Here is a 20,978-nt window from a genome sequence, read left to right on the forward strand (position 1 = left end):
GCTGTCCACATGGCACCTCTGCCTGTTTTTGATATGTAACTTGTGTATGCGCTATAATGAAGTGTCATCATTATAGAACATCTATGAAGTGTTCGTGGGCTGCGTGCTTTTGCGCTGTCGATGTGTCGCGATGCCTGACTATGTGGAAGCTAGCACTCGCCTGAGTGCCGCTTATGTCATTACTTGTGTTATCTTCCTCACAATTTTGGTCTACAGGTATACCGCAAGAACTATTCAAAATTCATTATTATGGTAAAGCATGCTGCCCTGCATAGAAACCACTGACAAAGGTGTCAATACCCATTCAAATGACCCGGGTGGTTGCCGAAAAGTAAATCAATTGGGAGAGTTAGTATACCTATGGGAGTGTTCGCTACATGAGCTATGTGCCAAATACCCAAGAAGATCAGCAGGCGATGTTAGAGCGTCTGGGCCTCTCGACGCTTGAAGATCTGCTGACGCCGGTTCCTGCTGAGGTCCGCCTGAATGAGCCGCTAGATCTGCCTCCAGCTCTGGCTGAGCCAGATCTGAAGCGTCTGATGAGCCGGATGGCCGCTAAAAACAAAGATCTGGATACGACAATCTCTTTTCTGGGAGCGGGAACCTATGACCACGCAATTCCAAGCGTGGTGCCTCATTTACAGAAACGTTCTGAATTTGTCACCTCTTATACCCCCTATCAGCCCGAAGTAAGTCAGGGCATGCTGCAAGTGATCTACGAATTCCAAACGATGGTCTGTCAGGTAACGGGGATGGATATCGCTAATGCCTCCCTCTATGATGGCTCGACCGCTCTGGTTGAGGCGGCCTTGATGGCGCTTGGTCCCGGTGGTCGTAGCGAGATAGTCATCTCAGCGGCGGTTGATCCACAGTATCGACGCGTCTTGCAGACCTACGCCTTCGCTCGTGGCTTTACGATCAAAGAAGTTGCGATCAAGGATGGTGTGACCTCTTTGGAAGATCTTCAGACGGCGGTCAGTAAGGAGACGGCGGCAGTCGTGATTCAGCAGCCGAACTTCTTTGGTTGTGTTGAGGATGTGCAGGCGATTGAGCCACTGGCTCATCAAGGAAAATCCCTGTTTGTCACCGTCATCACCGAGCCTGCTTCGCTGGGTATCCTGACTCCTCCCGGAGCCTATAATGCGGATATCGCCGTTGGCGAGCTGATGAGTCTGGGCAATAGTATGAGCTATGGAGCCCCTGCCCTTGGCTTTATGGCGACAAAACAGAAGTTTATGCGCCTGTTACCAGGTCGTCTGGTTGGTCAGACAGTCGAAGAGGCTGGCGAAAAGCAGACAGGGTATGTCTTGACGCTGCAAACACGCGAGCAGCATATTCGTCGTGAACGAGCCACATCAAATATTTGTACCAATCAATCATTATTGGCGGTGGGTGCGACTATCTTCCTCGCGGCCTTAGGTAAGCAAGGCTTCCGCGAATTGGGCGAACTGTGCTTGCAGAAAGCGCACTATGCATTTCGACAGATTACCGCTCTACCAGGCTATGAAGCGGCCTTCAGTGGTCCTTTCTTTGATGAGTTTGTGATCAAATGTCCGGTTTCGATCCAGAAGTTGGAAGAGGCATTTCTGCGTGCGGATCTGCTTGGAGGCTATCCTCTGAGCGAAAGCTATTCTGGCATGGATACTTTTATGCTCTTCTGTGTTACTGAGACGCGCACAAAAGAAGATATCGATACGCTGATCGCTGTGTTGAAAGAGGTGCAGGCATGAGTGTAGAGTCGTTGATTTTTGAGAAGGGAGCTCCTGGACGTCGGGCGGCGACGCTGACACAGATGGATGTTCCTACAGAACCTATCGAGAGCCTGATCCCTTCAAGCTTGTTGCGTTCCGAACCTGCTGCATTGCCAGAGGTGAGCGAGATCGAGGTCGTGCGTCATTATACCCACCTCTCGCAGCGAAACTTTGGCGTGGATACGGGATTTTATCCTCTGGGCTCCTGCACGATGAAGTACAATCCCAAGGTAAATGAGGATATGGCCTCCTTACCCGGCTTTGCACATATTCATCCTTTGCAGCCAACCAGTACCGTGCAGGGAGCGATCCAGCTCATTTATGAATTGGAGCACTATCTGGCGGAGATCTCAAGCATGGCTCGTGTGACCCTTCAGCCTTCGGCCGGTGCGCATGGCGAACTGACTGGATTGATGCTCATCAAAGCATATCATCAGAGTCAGGGTCAGGGACAACGCAATCTGGTCTTGATCCCCGACAATGCTCATGGCACCAATCCCGCCAGTGCTACTCTGGCCGACTATAAAGCGGTCGAGATCAAGAGCGATGATAAGACTGGTGGCATCGATATCGAGAGCCTGAAGGCGCTGTTGGATACTCATGGCGAGCAGGTGGCGGCGATTATGCTGACCAATCCCAACACTCTGGGACTTTTTGATGAGAATATCGCTGAGATTGGACGTCTGATCCATGCCGTCGGCGGGCAGTTGTATTACGATGGCGCGAATGCCAATGCTGTATTAGGTATCACGCGTCCCGGCGATATGGGATTTGATGTGGTGCATTTCAATCTTCATAAGACATGTAGTACTCCTCATGGAGGAGGTGGCCCAGGAGCAGGTCCCATCGGCGTGAAAGCGCATTTAATCCCCTTCCTGCCAGGTCCCTTACCGGCTAAAAACGCGCAGGGCTACTACTGGGAGGATGCCGGACCGTTGTCGATTGGCAAGGTACGAGCCAATCTGGGCAACTTTGGCGTACTGGTACGTGCTTATACCTACATTCGCTTTAACGGCCCTGATGGCTTGCGTCATGTCTCTGAGAGCGCTATCCTCAATGCAAACTACCTCAAGCATGAGCTCTCCTCAGATTATGAGATTGCGTATCCGCAGACATGCCAGCATGAGTTTGTCGCCACCGCTCGCAGACAAAAAGAGGAGCATGGCGTGACCGCTACCGATATCGCCAAGCGTTTGCTCGATTTTGGGATGTATGCTCCTACCGTCTACTTCCCACTGATTGTTCCTGAGGCGATGATGATTGAGCCGACCGAGACCGAGACACGCGAGTCTCTAGATGAGTTTATACAGGTGATGCATCAGATTGCGGAGGAAGCGCGGACAAATCCTGAACTGGTGAAGACAGCGCCACATACGACTGTGATTGGTCGTCTGGATCAGGCTTTAGCGGCGCGTAAACCAAATCTGCGCTGGAAATCCGGACAAGCTGTAACGCATTGATCTGCCCAAACGTAGTACTCTGTCAAAAGTTATCGCGCCGATGCGGTATTGGTGATGTGTGTCCAAAACAGCTCCAGAAGGCGATGGGGTGAGAGGCTCACCGACGTAGCGGCGCGGCTCTGCCGTGCTGTCTGTGACTCGTCCGACCACGCTCCCCATGGGGTTCCATTGCGTGATCTTCCCACTGTGGATCGTCTCGTCTGCGTTGCTTTCAGATGCACATGGGACGTGTTCGTGCGGGAAGTGACAGCACGGCGGAGCCGCGCCGCTACGTCGGCGAGCCTGAGCGCCTGGTTCAAGGGGCCATCCTCCTTTGCCACGCAACGTCCTTCTGTGTTTTGACAGAGCAGTAGCGTCGCACGCTCGCGTGCGATGTCCCAGTGGCTCGTACGAGACAGCCCAATCTTGGCGCGTCACACTGGGGTGCCTGATCGTACGTCGAGTGGGACATCACACGCGAGCGTGCGACGCTACGTTAGTTGTTGTGATGAGGCAAGATGTTTTGCTACAATATCGATCAACTTATCGACATCGAAAGGCTTTTCCAGAAAATCGTCAGCTCCTCCGGCATCGGCAACCTTGCTGGCATCGGAATGTGCGGAGAGCATGATAACCGGGATATGCCTGGTCGCTGCATCGCTCTTGAGAGACCTGCAAATATCGCGGCCATCATCACCAGATAAAAGCACATCCAATAAGATGAGGTCTGGGAGATCATGCGCTAGATCGTGGAGGCCATCCCCGTTTGTTGCGGTGCGGACTGTATATCCTTCGCCTTCCAATACGATCTGTATGACCTCCACAATGCCCTCATCGTCATCAACAACCAGGATGTGATGTCCCATGTGTCAGTCTGCCTTTCAAAACGAGGTAGTATAAGATTAATTATGCCTGTTAGTCATAGATAGGCTTCAGCAGCCTTACGATCTATCTGTACCAGGCATGCCTATCGTTGCAAGCCTCTGGCACTTTACGCTGGAGGCGTTGACTCTGTGGCAATATGATATCTCAGTATATCATACTGTTGGAGCTCATAAGCTCTGCATTGTTTTACGTAGGATAATTGCTATGATTTGGCTGTAACTTCCCATGGGAGCGCTTCCCAACGGTTGATTTGTGCAAAGCCAAAGCCAGCTTCGACGACTGTTCCTTTGAAACCTGCGGGAATTGTCTCAAAGCGAGCGGCCAGCGTACGTGGAAAGATACCCAGATCAAAGACCCATGGGTCTCCTGCTGCTTCTGAAATCACTCGCCATGCCAGATTCTCCTGCCACTCGTCCGTGAAGTAGGCACCTATTTCGGTGAATGTGCGTGCAAGCCCCTGCAAGATCTGCCAGATAGTATATCCTACGGCTGGTGCAAAGCTTGTAGTAGCGTCAGTGCCGAACTCATCGAGATCGAGTAGTAAATTAAAGCCGATCCAGGAAGGCAACTCCTCCAGGCTGGGCACAGCTGGCTGTGTATAAAGCGAGATCTCAATGCCTGAGAATGCCAGTCCGGCGGTGCCAGGAGGAACGATCCGCACAGGAGCGGCATAGATATCCCCAAAGCTATCGTCGTCGGATGCGGGCCAGGAGATGGTTGTGATCCAGTCGAGGACCTGCTGATCCGTGCAGCCCAGGTGTATGAGCGCGGTGCGATAGCGTCGGAGCGCTTCAGGAAATGTCTCTTGCGAGCATGAGACATACGTTTGTATTTGTGCTTGTGACATAGTTCTTCTTCTTCACTTCTACTTTAGAAAAGGAAATGTTTATTATGTTGGAGGCGGTTCCCAACTATCGTCTGCTTGCTCCCGCTTAAATGGCTATCTATGAATAGCTCTCTAGTTCTCCCTTGGGATCACGTAGCATGAGTTCTGGCACGGCTTTGTGGGGATCGAGTCCCTCGAAGAGCACCATGTAGAGCTGATGCGTGATTGGCATCTCAATCTGATAGCGTTCCGCTAATTTTAGCGCTGCCTGAGTGGTGGTGACTCCTTCTGCAACACTCCGAGTTGATTGTAGAATCTCAGAAAGTTTTTCGCCAGTGGCCAGACGGCGTCCTAACTGCTGATTTCTGCTCAGTGGACTGGCACAGGTGGCAACGAGATCTCCCATGCCTGCCAGTCCAGCAAAGGTGAGTGGATTGGCTCCCGCAGCCACTCCAAGCCGCGAGATCTCCGCCAGACCACGCGTAATAATGGCGGCTTTGGCATTTTCTCCATAGCCCAATCCATCATTGAAGCCTGCACCAATGGCGATAATGTTCTTGAGCGCTCCCCCTAATTCGACCCCAATTACGTCGTTCGAGGTGTAGACGCGAAAGGTGTTGCTGGTAATAATGTTGCGTGCCTCGATGGCGATGGCCTGATCGATGGCAGCAACGACGGCAGCTGTAGGTTTCTCCTCAGCAATCTCACGCGAGAGATTGGGGCCGCTAATGGTCGCGATACGTTCGCGTGACTGTGGGAGCTCTTCCGCAATTATTTCTGTCATACGTTGCAGCGTGGCAATCTCGATGCCTTTGCTGGCGTTGACAATAATGGTCGTAGGTGAGAGGTGAGGTGCGAGAAAACGTACGTTTTCGCGTAACCTTTGTGAGGGAGTCACCAGCAAAAGTAGATCTTTCTGCTGGACGGCTTCTGCTACGTCTGAGGTGACCCGCAAGGCTGTGGGGAAACTGATAGCTGGAAGAAACAATCTATTTTCACGTTTTGTCTGCATTTCAACGGCTCGGTCCGCTTGATGATCCCATATCGTGGTTGAAATGCCCTTTCTGGCGAGCAGTATCGCAAGGGTTGTTCCCCATGCCCCGCTGCCAATGACACCAACTGATACCATCACAATTCGCTCCTCTGTCTGATATTCGTGCCTGTTAGGCTTGCCTGGTTCGTTTTTTCAGCCAGAACAACGTCATTGTAACATAGATGAGATAGATATGGATCATCATACGTGCCCCACTTATTCGTTTTCTGCTTTGCTTTTATGTTGTGTGGCCGGACTGACGGTTTCTGCGTAGATGGCTGGCTTGAGGATGCCTATATATGGTAGATTTCGATATAGTTGGGCGTAGTCGAGTCCGTAACCAACCACAAATTTATCTGGAATGCTGAAACCATGATAGTCGACAGGAACATTTTGCACGCGCTGGCGATCTTTGTTGAGGAGCGAACAGACTTTTAAGCTGAGCGGATTGCGCCGATTGAGCAGATCGATGAGATAATGTAAGGTGAGACCACTGTCTATGATGTCTTCAATGATCAAAATATGCTTCTGATCGATTGGACCTTCCAGGTCTTTCGTGATACGCACGATACCACTGGATTGAGTGCTGTTGCCGTAGCTGGCGACGGCCATATAGTCTATCTCCAGTGGAAGCTCAATGGCACGGGCGAGGTCGGCGATAAAGGGCACGGCTCCCTTAAGTGTGCCCAGTAAGAGCAGGTTCTTGCCCGTATAGTCGCGTGTGATTGTCTGACCTAATGCGATGATCTTGGCGTGGAGCTCTTCCTCCGAAATAAGAATCTCTTCAATATCTTGATGCATATATTCCTCATTTATGATAGGTTGATGGCTTCAATCTGACTTCTGACTGATGGATAAGCGTAGAATGTTGCGCGTTTTACTGTGCAGCCTTACACGATGGTCGATCTGGATGCCTCCAAGCCAGATGCAATGCCCTTCTGAGAAGAAGAGGGGCAATTGGGTACGGATAGTACGTGGTACATGTCGATCAATCAGTATATCCTTGATCTTCTTCTCTCGGCTCATGCCGAGTGGTTGCATGCGATCCCCATCCCGACGTGTCCTCACAAGTAGTGGCTTGAGTACGCCAGTATCCTCCTGTAATGGCAGCGTCGCCGCATCGATATGCACTACATAGGGCGTTGAGGGTAAGAGTTGCCAGACAGTTGGCCAATCTTCAGCTTGCAGTGCTGTCTGTACCAACTGCATCTTTTCTTCTGCTATCCACTCAACGCTAACTGTCCATGGTGTATCCACTAATGTGGCGCTTCCTGGCAAGTAGAGTATGATCTCTGTGGCAGATGGCTGACTGATTGGGTTTTGTGCCTGTCCCAAGACGCGTTTGATGCTTAGTATATCACCTTGACGAACGGCATGGAGATGATTGGGTAGATGAAGTGTCAGGTCCTGGCTGGTGGTTTGCCGTTGTTGCAACTGCTCTAGAAGAACGTAGTGGCGTAGCTCTAATGGGGATTGCCCATCACACAATCTTGCACTGACACGGCGTACTAGATGGCGTTGTAGGCTCAATGGGAGCCTGCGTTGCTCGGTGATGGAGAGTTGAATCATCTCTGGTTGCTCGTGGAGGACGATCGTTGGCCAGTGGCTATCGATCTGGTCGTTGATCCAGGAAAAATCGACCTGCGCGATTTCAGCGTTGCGCAGAAGCGTGTTGTGAAAGCCGGGATTAATAGCCTCCAGATCAGGTAAAAGCTCGTGGCGAATACGGTTACGCAGGAAACGTGTATCGTTATTGCTGGAGTCCTCGCTAGGGATGATCTGATGACGCCGACAATACTCCACTGTATCCGCATGCCGAACGGAGAGCAGGGGACGAATTATATCTTGCTGTCGTGGTTGTAGTCCAACCATGCTGGCGATGCCTCCACCGCGTAACCAGTGCAATAATAATGTTTCTACCTGATCATCCTGATGATGAGCTACTGCTATCGGACTTCCCTGAGCCACGTCGCGTAAAAAGCGATAACGTGCCAGACGAGCCGCTTCTTCCAGCGAACGGTGCTCCTGAGTGGCCAGGGTGTGAACATCGATCGTTGCGCTGACGAGCGGGAGTTGCCAGTCATGTGCAATTTTGGCTACTGCATCGGCGTCCCGCGTGCTCTCAGCGCCGCGCAGTAGATGGTTGAGATGCGCTACCTGGAGCTGTAGATGTGGGTAGCGTTTGCCTGGTCCGCACAAGCGATTGAGTATGTGAAGCAGGCAGAGCGAGTCAGCGCCTCCCGAAACTGCTACAACGACTGTTCCATGCTCTGGAAGTAAGTGATGCTCTTCGATAGCCACCACGATGAGCTCCAACATATTGCGCTTCACCTCTCTTGTATGATACGATTACAGCAATTATAACACTCGTGTTTTGATCGCTAGTTAGCGTGCTGTGTAGGGGTATAGAAAAGTATGGGCATTCGGAAAATTATTACTACTGAGAATCCAATTTTACGTCAGAAGGCCAAGAAGATTCATCATTTTGATTCATCGCTACAGAAGTTAGTTGATGATATGTTTGAGACAATGCGTGAAGCGAATGGCGTAGGGTTGGCCGCCCCACAAATTGCCCAGTCAATTCGTGTGTTCGTGGCCGAGTATGAAGATCGAAAAGTGGCAGTCTTTAATCCTGAAATTGTGAAAGCCGAGGGCGAGGAACTTGGTCAGGAGGGCTGCTTAAGTATTCCTGGTTATATTGGTGAGAATATTCGTCGAGCCACAAAAATAGTTGTCAAAGGTCAGGATGTACGTGGTAAAGCTATTCGGGTGAATGCCGAGGGCTGGTTTGCACGTATCCTGCAACATGAAATCGATCATTTGGATGGCGTTCTTTTTATTGATCGTCTCGATGATGCCAAAGATCTCCACGAGCTAACTGAGAGTGATCTCGAAGAAGGAGAAATCGTCCTGGCTGAATAGGGTAACACCTTGTATTGCCGTGGACAAGAATAAGCGGGCTCCGATCTTACTGTAGATCGGAGCCCGCTTATTCTTATTTGCCAGGGATGATCCTAGAGTTTCTGTTGCTTGCGTAACATGAATATACGTTGATGCCCTAAATTGTTTTCGCACTGAGGGCAGACATAAAAACCCTCTTCGCGATAATGAAGCTCACTGGTGTAGTGATAGATGTAGCAAAGGCCACAACGTGTTGCATCTGATTGACTGGCTACCTGTCGATCTTGTTCAAAAAGCTCTCGTAATGAAAGCACCATCTGTTCAAAATCGAATGAGCCGGGGGGGGAACTACGCTCAATACCGAGGGTTCCCAGAGAAGGCAGCGCCCCAGTAATATTGTCGGCGCGTGCTTCACGTCGACTGATCGCGGAACTCCCATTGTTCGATGCTCCACCTTCGGGTCTGGATGTATAGTTATTGCTCAAAGCAAAAATCTCCCAACGCATCGTAAGGGATAGCATTTTAGGTATTATACCCTTTAGGTATTGGATAAATCAAGCTATATGTGATGCGTACAAAGCTTGAGCGAGTCCTTCTGGCTGCTAATAGGGAGTATACTGGGGGGCGGCCGGCTTGATGGAAAGAGTATAGAGAGAAAAAATCTTATCCTCGCTCATCCCCCCAGGCGAAGATACACACATGAATAATCATATCAATTGTGGCGCAAGCAGAAAAATTGATCAAATGATGAACGGCATCGAGCACATCATCGTCAAGTAGGTAGTTACAGCGCCATAGCAGCTGGCGCATGAATTCCTGATCTGTTGCATAAATGTATCAATAGAGATACATTATTGAATATTACTGTCCCCAAGAACTCTGTCGAGGGTTTCGCGCTTGATACGATAGACTTGGCGGGAATGTACATGTGGTAAAACGACAGCTTCTAATACTCCCTGTTTGACCCATCGTCGCACTGTAGCGTCATCAACACGTAGAATACGAGCTACTTCCGAAACCGTGAGCAGATTGTTATCCATTTCATTGTCTCCTAACTCATAGTTAACCTTTTCCAAGTAATCATGTTGAAAAAGATGTATGAGAATCTTCATTCAAGAACATTGTATCAATATTGTATAATATTGATGATGACTTGTAAAGTATTATAAAAAGGGATTTTGGAAAAGTTTTGACATTCATACACTTTTTTTTATGTGTAGATCACGATAGACGGTGTAGCCAAAAAAACGGCGGTTGGCATGCTATCTTTAAATATAAAATTCACCTTCTTTAAACGCCCTCTGATGAATCGTCCTTTTGGTGGATGACAGTTTCCTCATCAGTCCGCTACACTTCTGAATAAGATAGATATATGCATACGAATGTTTACTTTGATGCGTTCGTTTGTATGTTCGCTCAGGGGATAGATGAGATGGTAGCTGTATACGAGGCTGCTGTACGTTCATTCGGTCCTCAGGTATAACTCATGGCAGGATCAAGATGAGCGTTGTGCTTGTATCGTATGGTAGAAAGGGTCTCTTTATGCAGAAGCGAGAATATATGCCTTCGCAGTGGTTAGAGTTCTCGGATGGTGTCCTGGCCCGTGAAGTCCTGGCTGGGAATCAGGTGGCCTTTGAGGCGCTGGTTGAGCGCTATCATACGATGCTCTATCGCTTTATTTATCATCACCTGGGAGAATACGACCAGGCATGTGATGTTCTCCAGCAAGTATTTTTGAAGTTATATATTGCTCTGCCTACCCTGCCAACTGGCGATCAATTGAAGCCATGGCTGTTCCGGGTGGCCCAGAACTGTTGTCGCGATGAGTTGCGGAAGCGTAGACGACGACGCGTGACCCTGTTCTCGGCGATGGAATGGCAGGCCGAGGAAGATGAGATGCCACCGCTCTTCGCTATTCCGGATACTCATCCTCTGCCAGAGGATATTGCTGAATATCATGACCTGCAATATACTTTGCAGCAGGCCATCCAGGCGTTACCGATAAAATTTCGTTCGGTAGTCCTCCTGCGCTATCTTTATCAGTTTAGCTTTTCGGAGATTGGTCAGATTCTGGAGATGCCTATGACGACAGCTAAAACTTATTACTATCGCGCCTGCACCAAGCTGCGTGTCTCGTTAAAATCGCGCTAGCCGTGCATTGATAAGAAGTGCGATGGCGAAGGATTCTGCTCGCTGTCAGCAAGTTGCGCTAGTATCAAACAAAGAAGGGCGCCTGATTAGATACCCTTCTTTGTTTGATTCCTGTCTTGCCTCTGCCTATGCAGGTAACGCAGGCTGATTAAGTAACGTATCGATGGTGCTACGACGCACGCGATACGCCTGGCGCTTTCCCACGTGTGGCAGCGAGACAGCTTCCAGTGTTCCATGTTTGATCCAACGTCGTACAGTTGTATCATCCACACGCAAGCGGCGTGCGACTTCTCGCACGGTTAAGAGTTCATCTGTTTGTTCCATGGTAATATATCCTCCTCGTAAGTAAACGTAATCATCGAATAAATCTCTTGCGAGATACTTTAGGAAATGACTTAGTATTATCCATTACTTTGCATAGCCGATTCAATTCAAGCTTAGGTTGAGTCTGGCTGCATGACAGGAAGACATGCTTTCCTTGATGAAAGATCTTTTCGCTAAAAAACCTTACTTGTTCTGTCCATTCCTTTCTCTTGTGGTTGCATGTGCAAATAATCTTTCTCACTATGCTTCGCTCACAGACAATGCTGTTACAGTATTAGTATAGTGAGGACGTGAAAGTGTGTCTTCCACCATATGGTGGAGAAAAAGGTAGGACTCACACATATACGTCTGTCATGCTAGCGGAAGGTCTTTGCAACATTATTTAATCCCTGGGAATAACAACTATCTGTATGTAGCTGTATGATCCTGAGACACCCTAATGCCTTGCCTTTTTACGTGGGCATTTTTAGATTATACTTTTGGTAAAATATGGATATCATGCTCACTTCAAGGGCAAGAATGCTAAAGCATTCCACTCCTTTATTGTTATTATAATGATGAAATAAAGAGTAAAGTATTGATATGAATTTGCTCCTAATAAATCATACGTTTTTGCATTGGAAGGTGTTTATATATGGATAAAGATTATCAATTATTGTATAATGATGATTGTCTGTTTGATTGATATGATGAGCCATGGCTGGCAGGGATGCTGTTGGATGAAGGAGGATGGCGATGGTAAGTGCCTGGGATGATCAACTGTTGCTGGCAACAAAGCTCACGATACCCCCCACTTATACACAGACGATTGTTCCCCGCAGCCGTCTCTATCGGATTTTAGAGCGTGGTCGGCAACATCCACTGCTTCTGCTCACATCGCCGGCAGGTTTTGGTAAGACTACGCTGCTTAGTGCATGGGCGCAGGATTGTACCGCCCAGGTGATCTGGGTCTCTTTAGAAAAAAGTGATGATGACAGTGTGCGTTTCTGGCGCTATTGTCTCACCGCTTTTGCACAGATCAATCATGATTTAAGTACATGCCTTCAACCTTTTATTCAATCCGGGCTCTCACTTCCGCTAGAAAATATGCTAACAGTTCTGATTAACACTCTGGCGATTGATCCAAAATTGGATATTTTGTTTATTCTAGATGATTACCATACGATTAATTCATCTGAGATACATCAATCGTTGACATTTTTACTAGAACATTTACCATCACATGTGCATATGGTTATCAGTACACGCATAGATCCACCTTTTCCTCTGGCCCGCTTACGCGTACATGGACAACTGATTGAATTACGAGCAGATGATCTACGTTTTAATCTTGAGGAGACCGTTGAATTTCTGATGCATACGATGCAAATTGTTTTAACGCGAGAGAAAACAGTAGCTTTATTGCATAGTACGGAAGGGTGGGTAGTGGGCTTACAACTGGCGGCACTCGCTCTGCAAATCTGTCCAGATTGTGAGTCACAGGCGCAATTTATCGCCTCTTTTGCCGGCGTAAATCGCTCGATTGATCACTATCTGAGCGCTGAAGTGCTGGAAATCCTTCCTATAGAGATGCAGGATTTCTTGATAATGACTTCAATCCTCCCACAGATGAATGGAGAGCTTTGTCGTGCCGTGACTGAGTCCGAGCAGAGTGATAGCATGCTTGAATGGCTAAAGAGGGCGGATCTGCTGAGTACTGTGGTGGATGACTATGGTACCTGGTACCGTTATCAGCATATTTTGCTGGAGCTCTTATGTCAACGCCTCACACAACGTCATGCGTGTGAATTGATTGCAACTCTTCATATGCGTGCAAGTTGCTGGTACGAGCGGTGTCATATGCTAAATGAGGCGGTCCAGCATGCTTTACATGGAAATGCTTTTGAGCGTGCTGCCGATCTGATTGAACGTGATGTGTGGCCCTTCTGGCTCCAGGGAAAAACTCCCGATATTTTTCGCTGGCTAATGATCCTGCGCGAGCGAATCAGCATAGAAAATAGGCCCATTATTGCCTACCTGTCCTCATTTCTCTTCCTGCATGAGGAACGGCTAGAAGAATATCAGCATGCATTGCATATTGCTCTAGATACCTGGGAGGTCGCTCACGCTACTGAAATGTTGAGTAGTATCTTTGACTTGCAGGCGTATTATGCTCTGTATCATCGCAATGGGATAGAAGCATTGGCGTATACGCAGAAGGCATTGGAGCTCAATCGCTATCAGCCTGTCCATGCATGTAGCTCACATGTTTTGCGTGGGGCAGCCTGTCTATACGGTGGAGATATCCAGCAGGCACAGCTAGAGTTGTTGTCAGGACAGCGGACAGGTCTCCAAACGAAACGTGCTATGGCTGTGGTCAGCTCACTGCTATATCAAGGAAGCCTGTACTCCATGCAGGGACAATTGCATGCTGCTTTGAGTTATTATTTGCAATGTATCAATGAGGCAGGAGAATGTGTCATCTGGTTTCAAGTGCTGGCTCATCTACATGCTGGATATGTCTATTGGGAATGGAATGATCTTGTGCATGCAGAGGAACGTCTCGGGACAGCCAGACGATTGTGCATGCATTTCTGGTCGGATCAGGCCAGTATCGATGAGGAGATACTGGCTGCGCGTCTGGCCTGGGCTGCTGGCAAGGCGGATCAGGCCCAAAATATTTTGGAGCGTGCTGAGATAGTTGCTCAGCACCCGGATAAGTGTCATTTTGATCTGGCGCAGATTGGTGTCTTGCGTGTCCAATACTGGTTGTCTGATCGGAAAATTGCTCGCGCACAGGCCTGGATAGAACAGATGTATCCTTCCGCTGCTCATCAGATGGGTATACTGGAACTTGAACTGTGGTGTCAGATCCGTGCTCGTCTGCTTCTGGCTCAAAAGCGACCAGAAGCAGCTATCCAGATCTTGCAGCGCTGCCTACTACGCATAAAAGAGCAGGGTAGAGTTGCACAGGAGATACAGATTCAACTCCTCCTGGTCCAGGCGTATCATGCTCTGGGCGAGAGCCGTCGCGTGAAACAACTCCTTGAGTATCTCTTGATGTTGGCTGAGCCGGGAGGATATCGACGGCTCTTCCTGGATGAAGGACAGGTGATGATCGGATTGTTGTCCGATTTGTATCATCGTCAGCAAAAGCGTTATTCAGGAGATCTTCAACCGCATATTCTTGGCTACGTGCAGACGCTCCTGACTGCCTGCGGATATGAGGTTGAACCACGCGATTGGCGCTCCTGGCAGAAAAGAGCTCAACAGGCACAAGTGTCACTGGCGCAACTGAGCGAACGCGAACTGGAGGTGTTGCAACTGATTGCCGCAGGCCATTCGAATCAGCAGATGGCTTGCACCCTTGTCGTCGCCGAGAGCACCATCAAGACACATCTCAATAGTATCTACAGTAAATTGAGCGTCAAATCACGCTTGCAGGCTCTTATGAAAGCCCACGCCCTTGGCCTCCTAAAGTAGCCCATTCATAGCTACCTTCTTTCGGTGGATTGGAACTGGGCTGGTGACTCGGTGTCAATTTCATTGCGGCGTAATACGCCGATGTCGTATGCACGAGTAACTGCTTGCAGGCGTGTATGGACGTGGAGCTTGGCATAGAGGTTGTTCAAGTGCGTTTTGATCGTACTGACGGTAACAACGAGTTTTTGAGCAATCTCCTGGTTGGATAGTCCTTCCGCGATGAGTCCCAGGACCATGTATTCACGCTCACTCAGGCGGTCGACAAGCAACTCTTCGCTGTTATGCGAGACGAGCCAGAGCGGTGGTTGTGCTTCGGTTCCAAAGGATGCGAGTAATGTGTAGATATAGCTCAATGAGATGTTGGATGTCTCTGCTGCTGAACGTCTTTGATAGCGGCTATAAAGTTCTGTCAACAGTGTCGCCATAATCTTGCCTTCATCAATGAAAATACGCATATAACCTCCAGGCTCGGCCAGAAGTAAGGCATGCTCCAATGTTTGGAGGGTGGCCTGAGTGTTTCCTTCTCGATGATAGGCCTGGGTGAGCAATACAAGCAACGCGATCTCACTTTCGATGCGTCCTTGCTCGGCGGCACTACGCTCGGCCGCTTTCAGGAGCGGAATGGCCTCTTTGCTCTGGTTTTGATGAATGTATAACTGTGCTTGTGCTTTGATGTAGCTCTCTTTTTCGGCGTCGGACATGTTATCTGTGGATAGAGATGCATAGTGTGTCTGCCACTGATGCGAAGCCATGTGATCATGCTGGGCTAACAGGAAACGTATGCGTATCTCTGCAATCTGCGTCAGGAAGCTGTAATGAGGGCCGAAGCGTTGTGAGCTGTGTTCGGCCTGATCGAGATACATGAAAGCTTGCTCGATCTCATCCTGTAGCCACGCCAGCTGAGCCATAATCAGGTAGCGTTGTGGGCTGATAAAACCTTCATGCTGTACTTGCTGTGCCAACTTTTGTGCCTGCTCAATCTGCTCCAGGGCGCTGGAGAGGTTATTCCATTCGCGATAGATGTCTGCTACCTGTATAAATGCTGTGATGTGGTACCAGATGGCGTGTTGACTGGTTTCAGCTGTGACTTGTTGTAATATTTGGAGCGCCGTACGTAAATTGCCCTGTACTTTCTGTAGCTTGCTGAGATGAATGAGTGCATCAAGAGCTACTCTATCATAGCCATATTTTTGTCCTAAGCGAGATCCTTCGGAGAGATAGAGATCAGCCTCTGAGAGCTCTCCACGTGAGAGATGGGTGGCTCCAAGTAGGACCAGCGTATGACTATATAAGAGGGGCGCCTCTGCTTCAGAGAGAGCAGAAAGTATTTGTCTGGCATAGATAAGTGCATCAGCGCTCTGTCCGGTATATACGGCTACCCGGGTGCGCAACTCGGCTGCAGCACCCAGCATCAAATGATTCTGCTCCTGTTGCCAGAGCTGTTCGGCTTGCGTTAACGCCTGTTCAAACGTATCCATACGCGCATGGAAGAATGATGCGTAGGCCTGTAAGTAGGAGAGTATCGGGCGCGTCGCAAAAACGATCTCTGGCAGATCGATAAACCAGGCGTTGATCTGTACCTCTTCTTCGTCCTGGATAAAACTCCAGACGTTTTGTTCGATTAAGCAAGCTGCACGTTCCATGTCTGCGGCCGCAATTGCGTGTGTGATGGCATCTACACGCATGTCCTGTTGTTCGTACCAGAGACTCGCACGACGATGGAGCTCGCTACTCTGATCAGGAGTGGTGGTATGCTTCAAATGATGGCGCAGTAATTCGACAAAAAGTTGATCGTAGCGATACCAGTGCTGTTGATTGTCCAATGCATTGAGGAAAAGATTATGCTGATCAAGCCATTCCAGCATCGCTGTGGCGTTGTTTTGTCCAGTGACTGCGTCACAAAGCGAGGCGTCAAGGCGCTCCAGAATTGAGGTCGTGAGCAGAAAGTTTTGTACTTCCTCCGGTTGATGGATCAGCACTTCTTCGGTTAGATAGTTGAGGATGTTTCTATCGATGGCTGTGAATGTTTTGATGAAATGGCTGATCCGCACGTTGTCTTCCAGGTTTTGTAACGAGAGGGCGGCCAGTTGCAAACCTGCGATCCAGCCTTCAGTATGTCTTCTGAGCTCGTATGCCTCTTCAGGAGCTATATCGATGTTCATTGTGTGCGTCAAGAAAGAAAGCGTCTCATGTTCGGTGAAGCGTAGATCATTCGTGCACAGCTCTGTAAGTCTCCCCTGAACGCGCATCCGCGCCAGTGGCAGTGGTGGATCATGTTGCGTGATGATGATCAGATGGAGTTGGGGCGGAAGGTGTTCAAGTAAAAAGGAGAGTCCTTGATGGATGGGCGAAGTGGTGATGGTGTGATAGTCGTCGAGAACCAAAACGATATCTTGAGTTAAATTCATCGATGTATTAATCAGTTGTGTGAGCATCGCTTCGACCTGGAGGTTGTGGGTCGCTGTTTCCCAACTGGTGAGCAGTTCCGCAAGCGCTGGATGGAGTTGGTGCAGTGCTGTCAGAATATAGCTCCAGAAAAGCAACTCATCATTATCGGCAGGCTCAAGCGAGATCCAGGCGGCAACGATCTGCTTCTGACGTATCCACTCGCTAACCAGTGTGGTCTTGCCAAATCCGGCGGCGGCCTTGATGATTGTCAGGGGACGCTGTAAACCGGCATTCATCTGCGCATAGATCTGGGTGCGCTGGACGATTGCCTTGAGATAATGAGGCGGAATGGCTAATTTTGTTGTAATCAGAAATGGATCATGCTTGACTGGTTCCATAAGAGACTCCTTTTTCGTATGCTCACCCAGGAATAGCTCTGCCCTGGCTGTTCCTGATTGTGTGCTCTTCCACTTCTTTACAATCGGCGAGATACGGAGCATAGAACAATGCTTAGCCATTATCTTACTCAGTTGCTCTGTATAAGGATCTCTGCGTTGAGAATGCTATCTCCTGACTTGCAATCATCTATCGTGGGCCATTTCTGCGCCCCCATATTCTCATTTGTGTGAAGGTAGGGCGAATTGAGAAGGTTGTTGCTTCTCCACGCTGATGCTTTTCGGTGCCAGAGGAAGTGTGAACATAATATGTGTCCCCTGTCCAAGTTTACTCTCGGCCCAGACCTGTCCTCCGTGAGCGGTGATAATCGCTTTCACAATCGCCAGGCCAAGCCCGCTGCCGCCAGTGATGGCGGCGCGTGAGCGATCCGCACGATAGAAGCGTTCGAAGATGTGTGGCAGATCCTTGGGATCGATACCTACTCCGGTGTCCGCGACCGTGATACAGATCATATCTTTTTTATCTTTTGGCTGTGTGGCCCAGATGCCAATTTTTCCGCCACTGTTTGTGTGTCGACGTGCGTTGTCGAGCAGGTTGAGGAGTACTTGCGTCAGGCGATCACTATCAGCCTGTACGTGAGGGACGTTGGCTGAGATGCCATTTTTGATCACAATCCCGGTGGCTTCACATTCTGGTTCTATGACCAGGACCGTCTCATCGACGAGAGAGTTCAGATCTAAAGGGGCCAGATCAAGTTTGATCTGTCCAGCCTCCATCATCGTCATCTGGCGCACATCGGCTACCAGACGGCGTAAGCGCTGCACTTCGCGTCCGATACGCTGAGCGGTCTCCTGTCGCGCCGTAGGACCCTGGATAACATCGTCGGCCAAAGCCTCGCTCAGTCCCTGGATCGCGGTTAATGGTGTCGCCAGATCATGGGCGATGTTGGCAATCATCTCGCGGCGCATCTGATCCTGACGATGCAACTCGTTGACGTCGGTCTCAATTGTATCTGCCATCTCGTTGAAGGTGAGAGCCAGGCGTCCTATCTCATCCTGGGAGCCGATCTGCGTGACACGCTGGGTGTAGCTGCCCTGCTTCATCTGCTCAGCTGCGATGGTCAAAGCTTCTAATGGGCGGATGAAGCGCCGCACAAATAAATAGCTGCATAGTGCCGCCACAATTGCCACGCCGAGCCCCGCTAGAAAAATGTACCAGTTGATCTGCTGCATAACTTGAAGACCACTATTGATGCCGAACGGGGCTCCCATATTATCTTGTGCGGCCATATAAGAAGCTCCGACTACCTGGTTGTTTACAATAATAGGAGTGCTGGCATAGATATATGAATGTGAGTTATTATTGCTGCTGAGGGTAACACTTCCTGTTGCTGTTGATGAATCGCTGGCTTGTAAGGTGTTTTTTAGCTGCTGTGTAATGTTATCATCGTTGCAATTTTGCGCAGAAAATTGATTGCTCCCAAGTTGACCATTTCCCGATGGGTTATTTCTGGGCGGGTTATTTCCGAACTGATTATCCAGCACAAATTGGTTAGGACTGCAATACATCTGATTGCCCTTGGCATCGATTACAACAAATAAACGTGTAGGATCAGTCCACTGGTATTCTACTAAAGTATCGAAGCTTCCTCCATTTTGTGCGTAGATCGTTATGATTCTGTTATTGGTACTGCGAAACCCGTTATATCCTGTGAGCAGATTCGTAATTTCCGTATCATAGTTATACTTTTGAACGGCCAGGGAAACGGCAAAAGTTAATACTATGACGGTGCCAAGAATGACAATGAGGTAGCTCAGTACCAACTTTGATTTAAGACTGAAGCCCGAAATTTTACGAATTGCGCTCATGCGATTTCTCTCTCCCTGTGACTACAACTGTGCAGTTTGTGAGGAGGCTGTCGATGTGGCAGGCGCTGGCGCTGGCACGAACTTATAACCGACTCCCCAGACGGTTTGGATGTGATGAGGCATGCCTGGAGCCGCTTCCATTTTTTTACGCAGGGTTCCGATATGGACGTCGACAGTACGACCGTCGCCAAGATAGCTGTATCCCCAGACCTGGTTGAGTAGCGATTCACGGGTGAAGACGCGATCCGGTGCCGATGCAAGTGCTACCAAAAGATCAAATTCTTTGACGGTCAGGGTGATCTGCTTTCCCTGCGCCATGACCCGACGCGAGGGCAGGTTGATGATGAGCGAGTTGAATTTTAGCTCTTCATGCGGCGCAGGCGTGCTTGGAGCCTCTTCTTTAGTCGCTGATGGGCCGTTGACGACGTTACTATTGCTATTTGTACGACGTAAGATGGCTTTGACACGACTTACCAGCTCTCGAGGGCTAAATGGTTTTAAGAGATAGTCATCGGCACCTGCTTCGAGTCCCGCGATGCGATCGTCCTCTTCTTGACGCGCTGTCAGCATGAGGATGGGGGTTCCCGCCCAGGCTCGAATGCGCCGACAGACTTCCATGCCGTCCAGGATTGGGAGCATAAGGTCGAGGACCACGATATCCGGCTGTTCGCGTGCATGGAGCTCCAGGCCGGCGATGCCGTCGCTGGCTGTGATGACCGTATAATCGGCCTGCTCCAGATAAATGCGGATGACTTCTGTGATGTTGGCTTCATCTTCTATGACAAGAATCTTCATACCCATATTTTACCTGCGACTCATCAAAAAAATACCAGGAAATTGTAAGATTTTTGTATTCTTTCGGCTTTTTGTCAACTTAACAGACCTTATTGGCTAATCTAAATTCGTGCCATTTCCGATCTAAACTATAGATAGGATCTCTACTTCATTCTAATCTATAGTGTACTCTTTAAAAATTTGTTTGCAAGTAACCAAGGCGCTCTAAGGCCATATATGCTGCCGCGATCTGCCCCTGGACGGAGAAATTTCCTTCGTGGATAAGCTTAAGAAGTTCCTGTGGCGTCACAAGCATATTCTCAATTACTTCAACCGGATCAACCTTTTGTTGACCCGTTTTCTGAATATCGCGTGCCAGATACCACCAGATACGTGTACGAGCTCCAGTCGGATTGGCATACATGTGAGCCAACATTTCTAGTTGTCCAGGTTCTACACTGTAGCCAGTCTCCTCCATTAATTCTCGATGCGCCGCCAGTATGGGTTCCTCGGTCTCGTGCGGATCAATACCCCCGGCCGGAAATTCTATCACCTCCTGACCAATCCCGTGCTTGTATTGGCGGTTGAGGAGAAATCGACCATCAGCGGTCACGGGCACAATGCCAACCCAGCCAAAGTTCTCAATAATGTAGTAATCATCGAGCGTCGGACCGTCAGGGATGGCTACACGCTCGCGGCGTACACGTAGATGTGGAGAATCGAGTACTTGCGTGTAAGATAACACTGTCCAGGGTTTCTGTTGAGCCAATCTGCCTTCTC

General features: G+C 49.2%; 19 protein-coding genes. 5 read left to right on the forward strand and 14 right to left on the reverse strand.

Annotation, left to right across the window (positions count from 1 at the left end; genetic code table 11):
- Positions 1–377 precede the first annotated feature (377 nt).
- On the forward strand, positions 378–1,730 hold the full coding sequence (gene gcvPA, locus AC27N8_RS24100) for an aminomethyl-transferring glycine dehydrogenase subunit GcvPA (protein ID WP_487070148.1): 1,353 nt from the start codon (positions 378–380) through the stop codon (positions 1,728–1,730).
- Complete coding sequence (gcvPB, locus tag AC27N8_RS24105; RefSeq protein ID WP_487070150.1) at positions 1,727–3,211, forward strand: aminomethyl-transferring glycine dehydrogenase subunit GcvPB; 1,485 nt, start codon at positions 1,727–1,729, stop codon at positions 3,209–3,211. Before gcvPA ends, gcvPB begins: the two co-directional genes overlap by 4 nt.
- Positions 3,212–3,240: 29 nt before the next feature.
- On the opposite strand, the gene AC27N8_RS24110 is transcribed toward gcvPB, so the two are convergent.
- The 6 genes from AC27N8_RS24110 to tilS all read right to left on the reverse strand — a co-directional run bounded on the left by AC27N8_RS24110 (position 3,241) and on the right by tilS (position 8,253).
- The gene (locus AC27N8_RS24110; RefSeq protein WP_487070152.1) at positions 3,241–3,531 is read right to left on the reverse strand and encodes a hypothetical protein; all 291 of its coding nucleotides are present in this window, start codon (positions 3,529–3,531) and stop codon (positions 3,241–3,243) included.
- Between the two features lie 150 nt (positions 3,532–3,681).
- Positions 3,682–4,056 carry a response regulator gene (locus AC27N8_RS24115; protein WP_487070154.1) on the reverse strand — a complete coding sequence of 125 codons (375 nt, stop codon included), beginning with the start codon at positions 4,054–4,056 and terminating at the stop codon, positions 3,682–3,684.
- A gap of 221 nt (positions 4,057–4,277) precedes the next feature.
- Positions 4,278–4,922, reverse strand: coding sequence for a hypothetical protein (locus AC27N8_RS24120; protein ID WP_487070156.1), 645 nt, complete (start codon positions 4,920–4,922; stop codon positions 4,278–4,280).
- 97 nt (positions 4,923–5,019) lie between these two features.
- Positions 5,020–6,033, reverse strand: a complete 1,014-nt coding sequence (locus AC27N8_RS24125) for an NAD(P)H-dependent glycerol-3-phosphate dehydrogenase (RefSeq protein ID WP_487070158.1) — start codon at positions 6,031–6,033, stop codon at positions 5,020–5,022.
- 117 nt (positions 6,034–6,150) lie between these two features.
- Positions 6,151–6,735, reverse strand: a complete 585-nt coding sequence (gene hpt, locus AC27N8_RS24130; protein ID WP_487070160.1) for a hypoxanthine phosphoribosyltransferase — start codon at positions 6,733–6,735, stop codon at positions 6,151–6,153.
- Positions 6,736–6,765: 30 nt separating this feature from the next.
- A complete protein-coding gene (tilS, locus tag AC27N8_RS24135) occupies positions 6,766–8,253 on the reverse strand; it encodes a tRNA lysidine(34) synthetase TilS (RefSeq protein WP_487070162.1) in 1,488 nt (495 codons plus the stop codon).
- 96 nt (positions 8,254–8,349) lie between these two features.
- Between tilS and def the strand changes: the two genes are divergently transcribed.
- Positions 8,350–8,856, forward strand: a complete 507-nt coding sequence (gene def, locus AC27N8_RS24140) for a peptide deformylase (RefSeq protein WP_487070164.1) — start codon at positions 8,350–8,352, stop codon at positions 8,854–8,856.
- A gap of 92 nt (positions 8,857–8,948) precedes the next feature.
- On the opposite strand, the gene AC27N8_RS24145 is transcribed toward def, so the two are convergent.
- The 3 genes from AC27N8_RS24145 to AC27N8_RS24155 form a co-directional block, all read right to left on the reverse strand.
- Positions 8,949–9,356: a hypothetical protein gene (locus AC27N8_RS24145; RefSeq protein WP_487070166.1), complete on the reverse strand. Its 408-nt coding sequence runs from the start codon at positions 9,354–9,356 to the stop codon at positions 8,949–8,951.
- A gap of 142 nt (positions 9,357–9,498) precedes the next feature.
- Positions 9,499–9,645, reverse strand: coding sequence for a hypothetical protein (locus tag AC27N8_RS24150; RefSeq protein WP_487070168.1), 147 nt, complete (start codon positions 9,643–9,645; stop codon positions 9,499–9,501).
- Positions 9,646–9,686: 41 nt separating this feature from the next.
- On the reverse strand, positions 9,687–9,875 hold the full coding sequence (locus AC27N8_RS24155; RefSeq protein WP_487070170.1) for a helix-turn-helix domain-containing protein: 189 nt from the start codon (positions 9,873–9,875) through the stop codon (positions 9,687–9,689).
- 502 nt (positions 9,876–10,377) lie between these two features.
- Here AC27N8_RS24155 and AC27N8_RS24160 point away from each other — a divergent pair.
- Positions 10,378–10,986 carry an RNA polymerase sigma factor gene (locus tag AC27N8_RS24160; protein ID WP_487070172.1) on the forward strand — a complete coding sequence of 203 codons (609 nt, stop codon included), beginning with the start codon at positions 10,378–10,380 and terminating at the stop codon, positions 10,984–10,986.
- 126 nt (positions 10,987–11,112) lie between these two features.
- Here the strand turns inward: AC27N8_RS24160 and AC27N8_RS24165 are convergent, their stop codons facing one another.
- On the reverse strand, positions 11,113–11,310 hold the full coding sequence (locus tag AC27N8_RS24165; protein WP_487070174.1) for a helix-turn-helix domain-containing protein: 198 nt from the start codon (positions 11,308–11,310) through the stop codon (positions 11,113–11,115).
- A 735-nt stretch (positions 11,311–12,045) separates the two neighbouring features.
- Between AC27N8_RS24165 and AC27N8_RS24170 the strand changes: the two genes are divergently transcribed.
- Entirely contained in the window at positions 12,046–14,772 is a 2,727-nt protein-coding gene (locus tag AC27N8_RS24170) for a winged helix-turn-helix domain-containing protein (RefSeq protein ID WP_487070176.1), read from the forward strand.
- A gap of 11 nt (positions 14,773–14,783) precedes the next feature.
- Here AC27N8_RS24170 and AC27N8_RS24175 read toward each other — a convergent pair whose 3' ends face one another.
- The 4 genes from AC27N8_RS24175 to AC27N8_RS24190 form a co-directional block, all read right to left on the reverse strand.
- The gene (locus tag AC27N8_RS24175) at positions 14,784–17,558 is read right to left on the reverse strand and encodes a winged helix-turn-helix domain-containing protein (RefSeq protein WP_487070178.1); all 2,775 of its coding nucleotides are present in this window, start codon (positions 17,556–17,558) and stop codon (positions 14,784–14,786) included.
- Positions 17,559–17,777: 219 nt separating this feature from the next.
- Positions 17,778–19,424: a sensor histidine kinase gene (locus AC27N8_RS24180; protein ID WP_487070180.1), complete on the reverse strand. Its 1,647-nt coding sequence runs from the start codon at positions 19,422–19,424 to the stop codon at positions 17,778–17,780.
- A 21-nt stretch (positions 19,425–19,445) separates the two neighbouring features.
- Positions 19,446–20,225, reverse strand: a complete 780-nt coding sequence (locus tag AC27N8_RS24185) for a response regulator (protein ID WP_487070182.1) — start codon at positions 20,223–20,225, stop codon at positions 19,446–19,448.
- Between the two features lie 166 nt (positions 20,226–20,391).
- Positions 20,392–20,967 carry an NUDIX hydrolase gene (locus AC27N8_RS24190; RefSeq protein ID WP_487070184.1) on the reverse strand — a complete coding sequence of 192 codons (576 nt, stop codon included), beginning with the start codon at positions 20,965–20,967 and terminating at the stop codon, positions 20,392–20,394.
- Positions 20,968–20,978: the final 11 nt, after the last annotated feature.

Source organism: Dictyobacter sp. Z7_2, assembly GCF_057551105.1.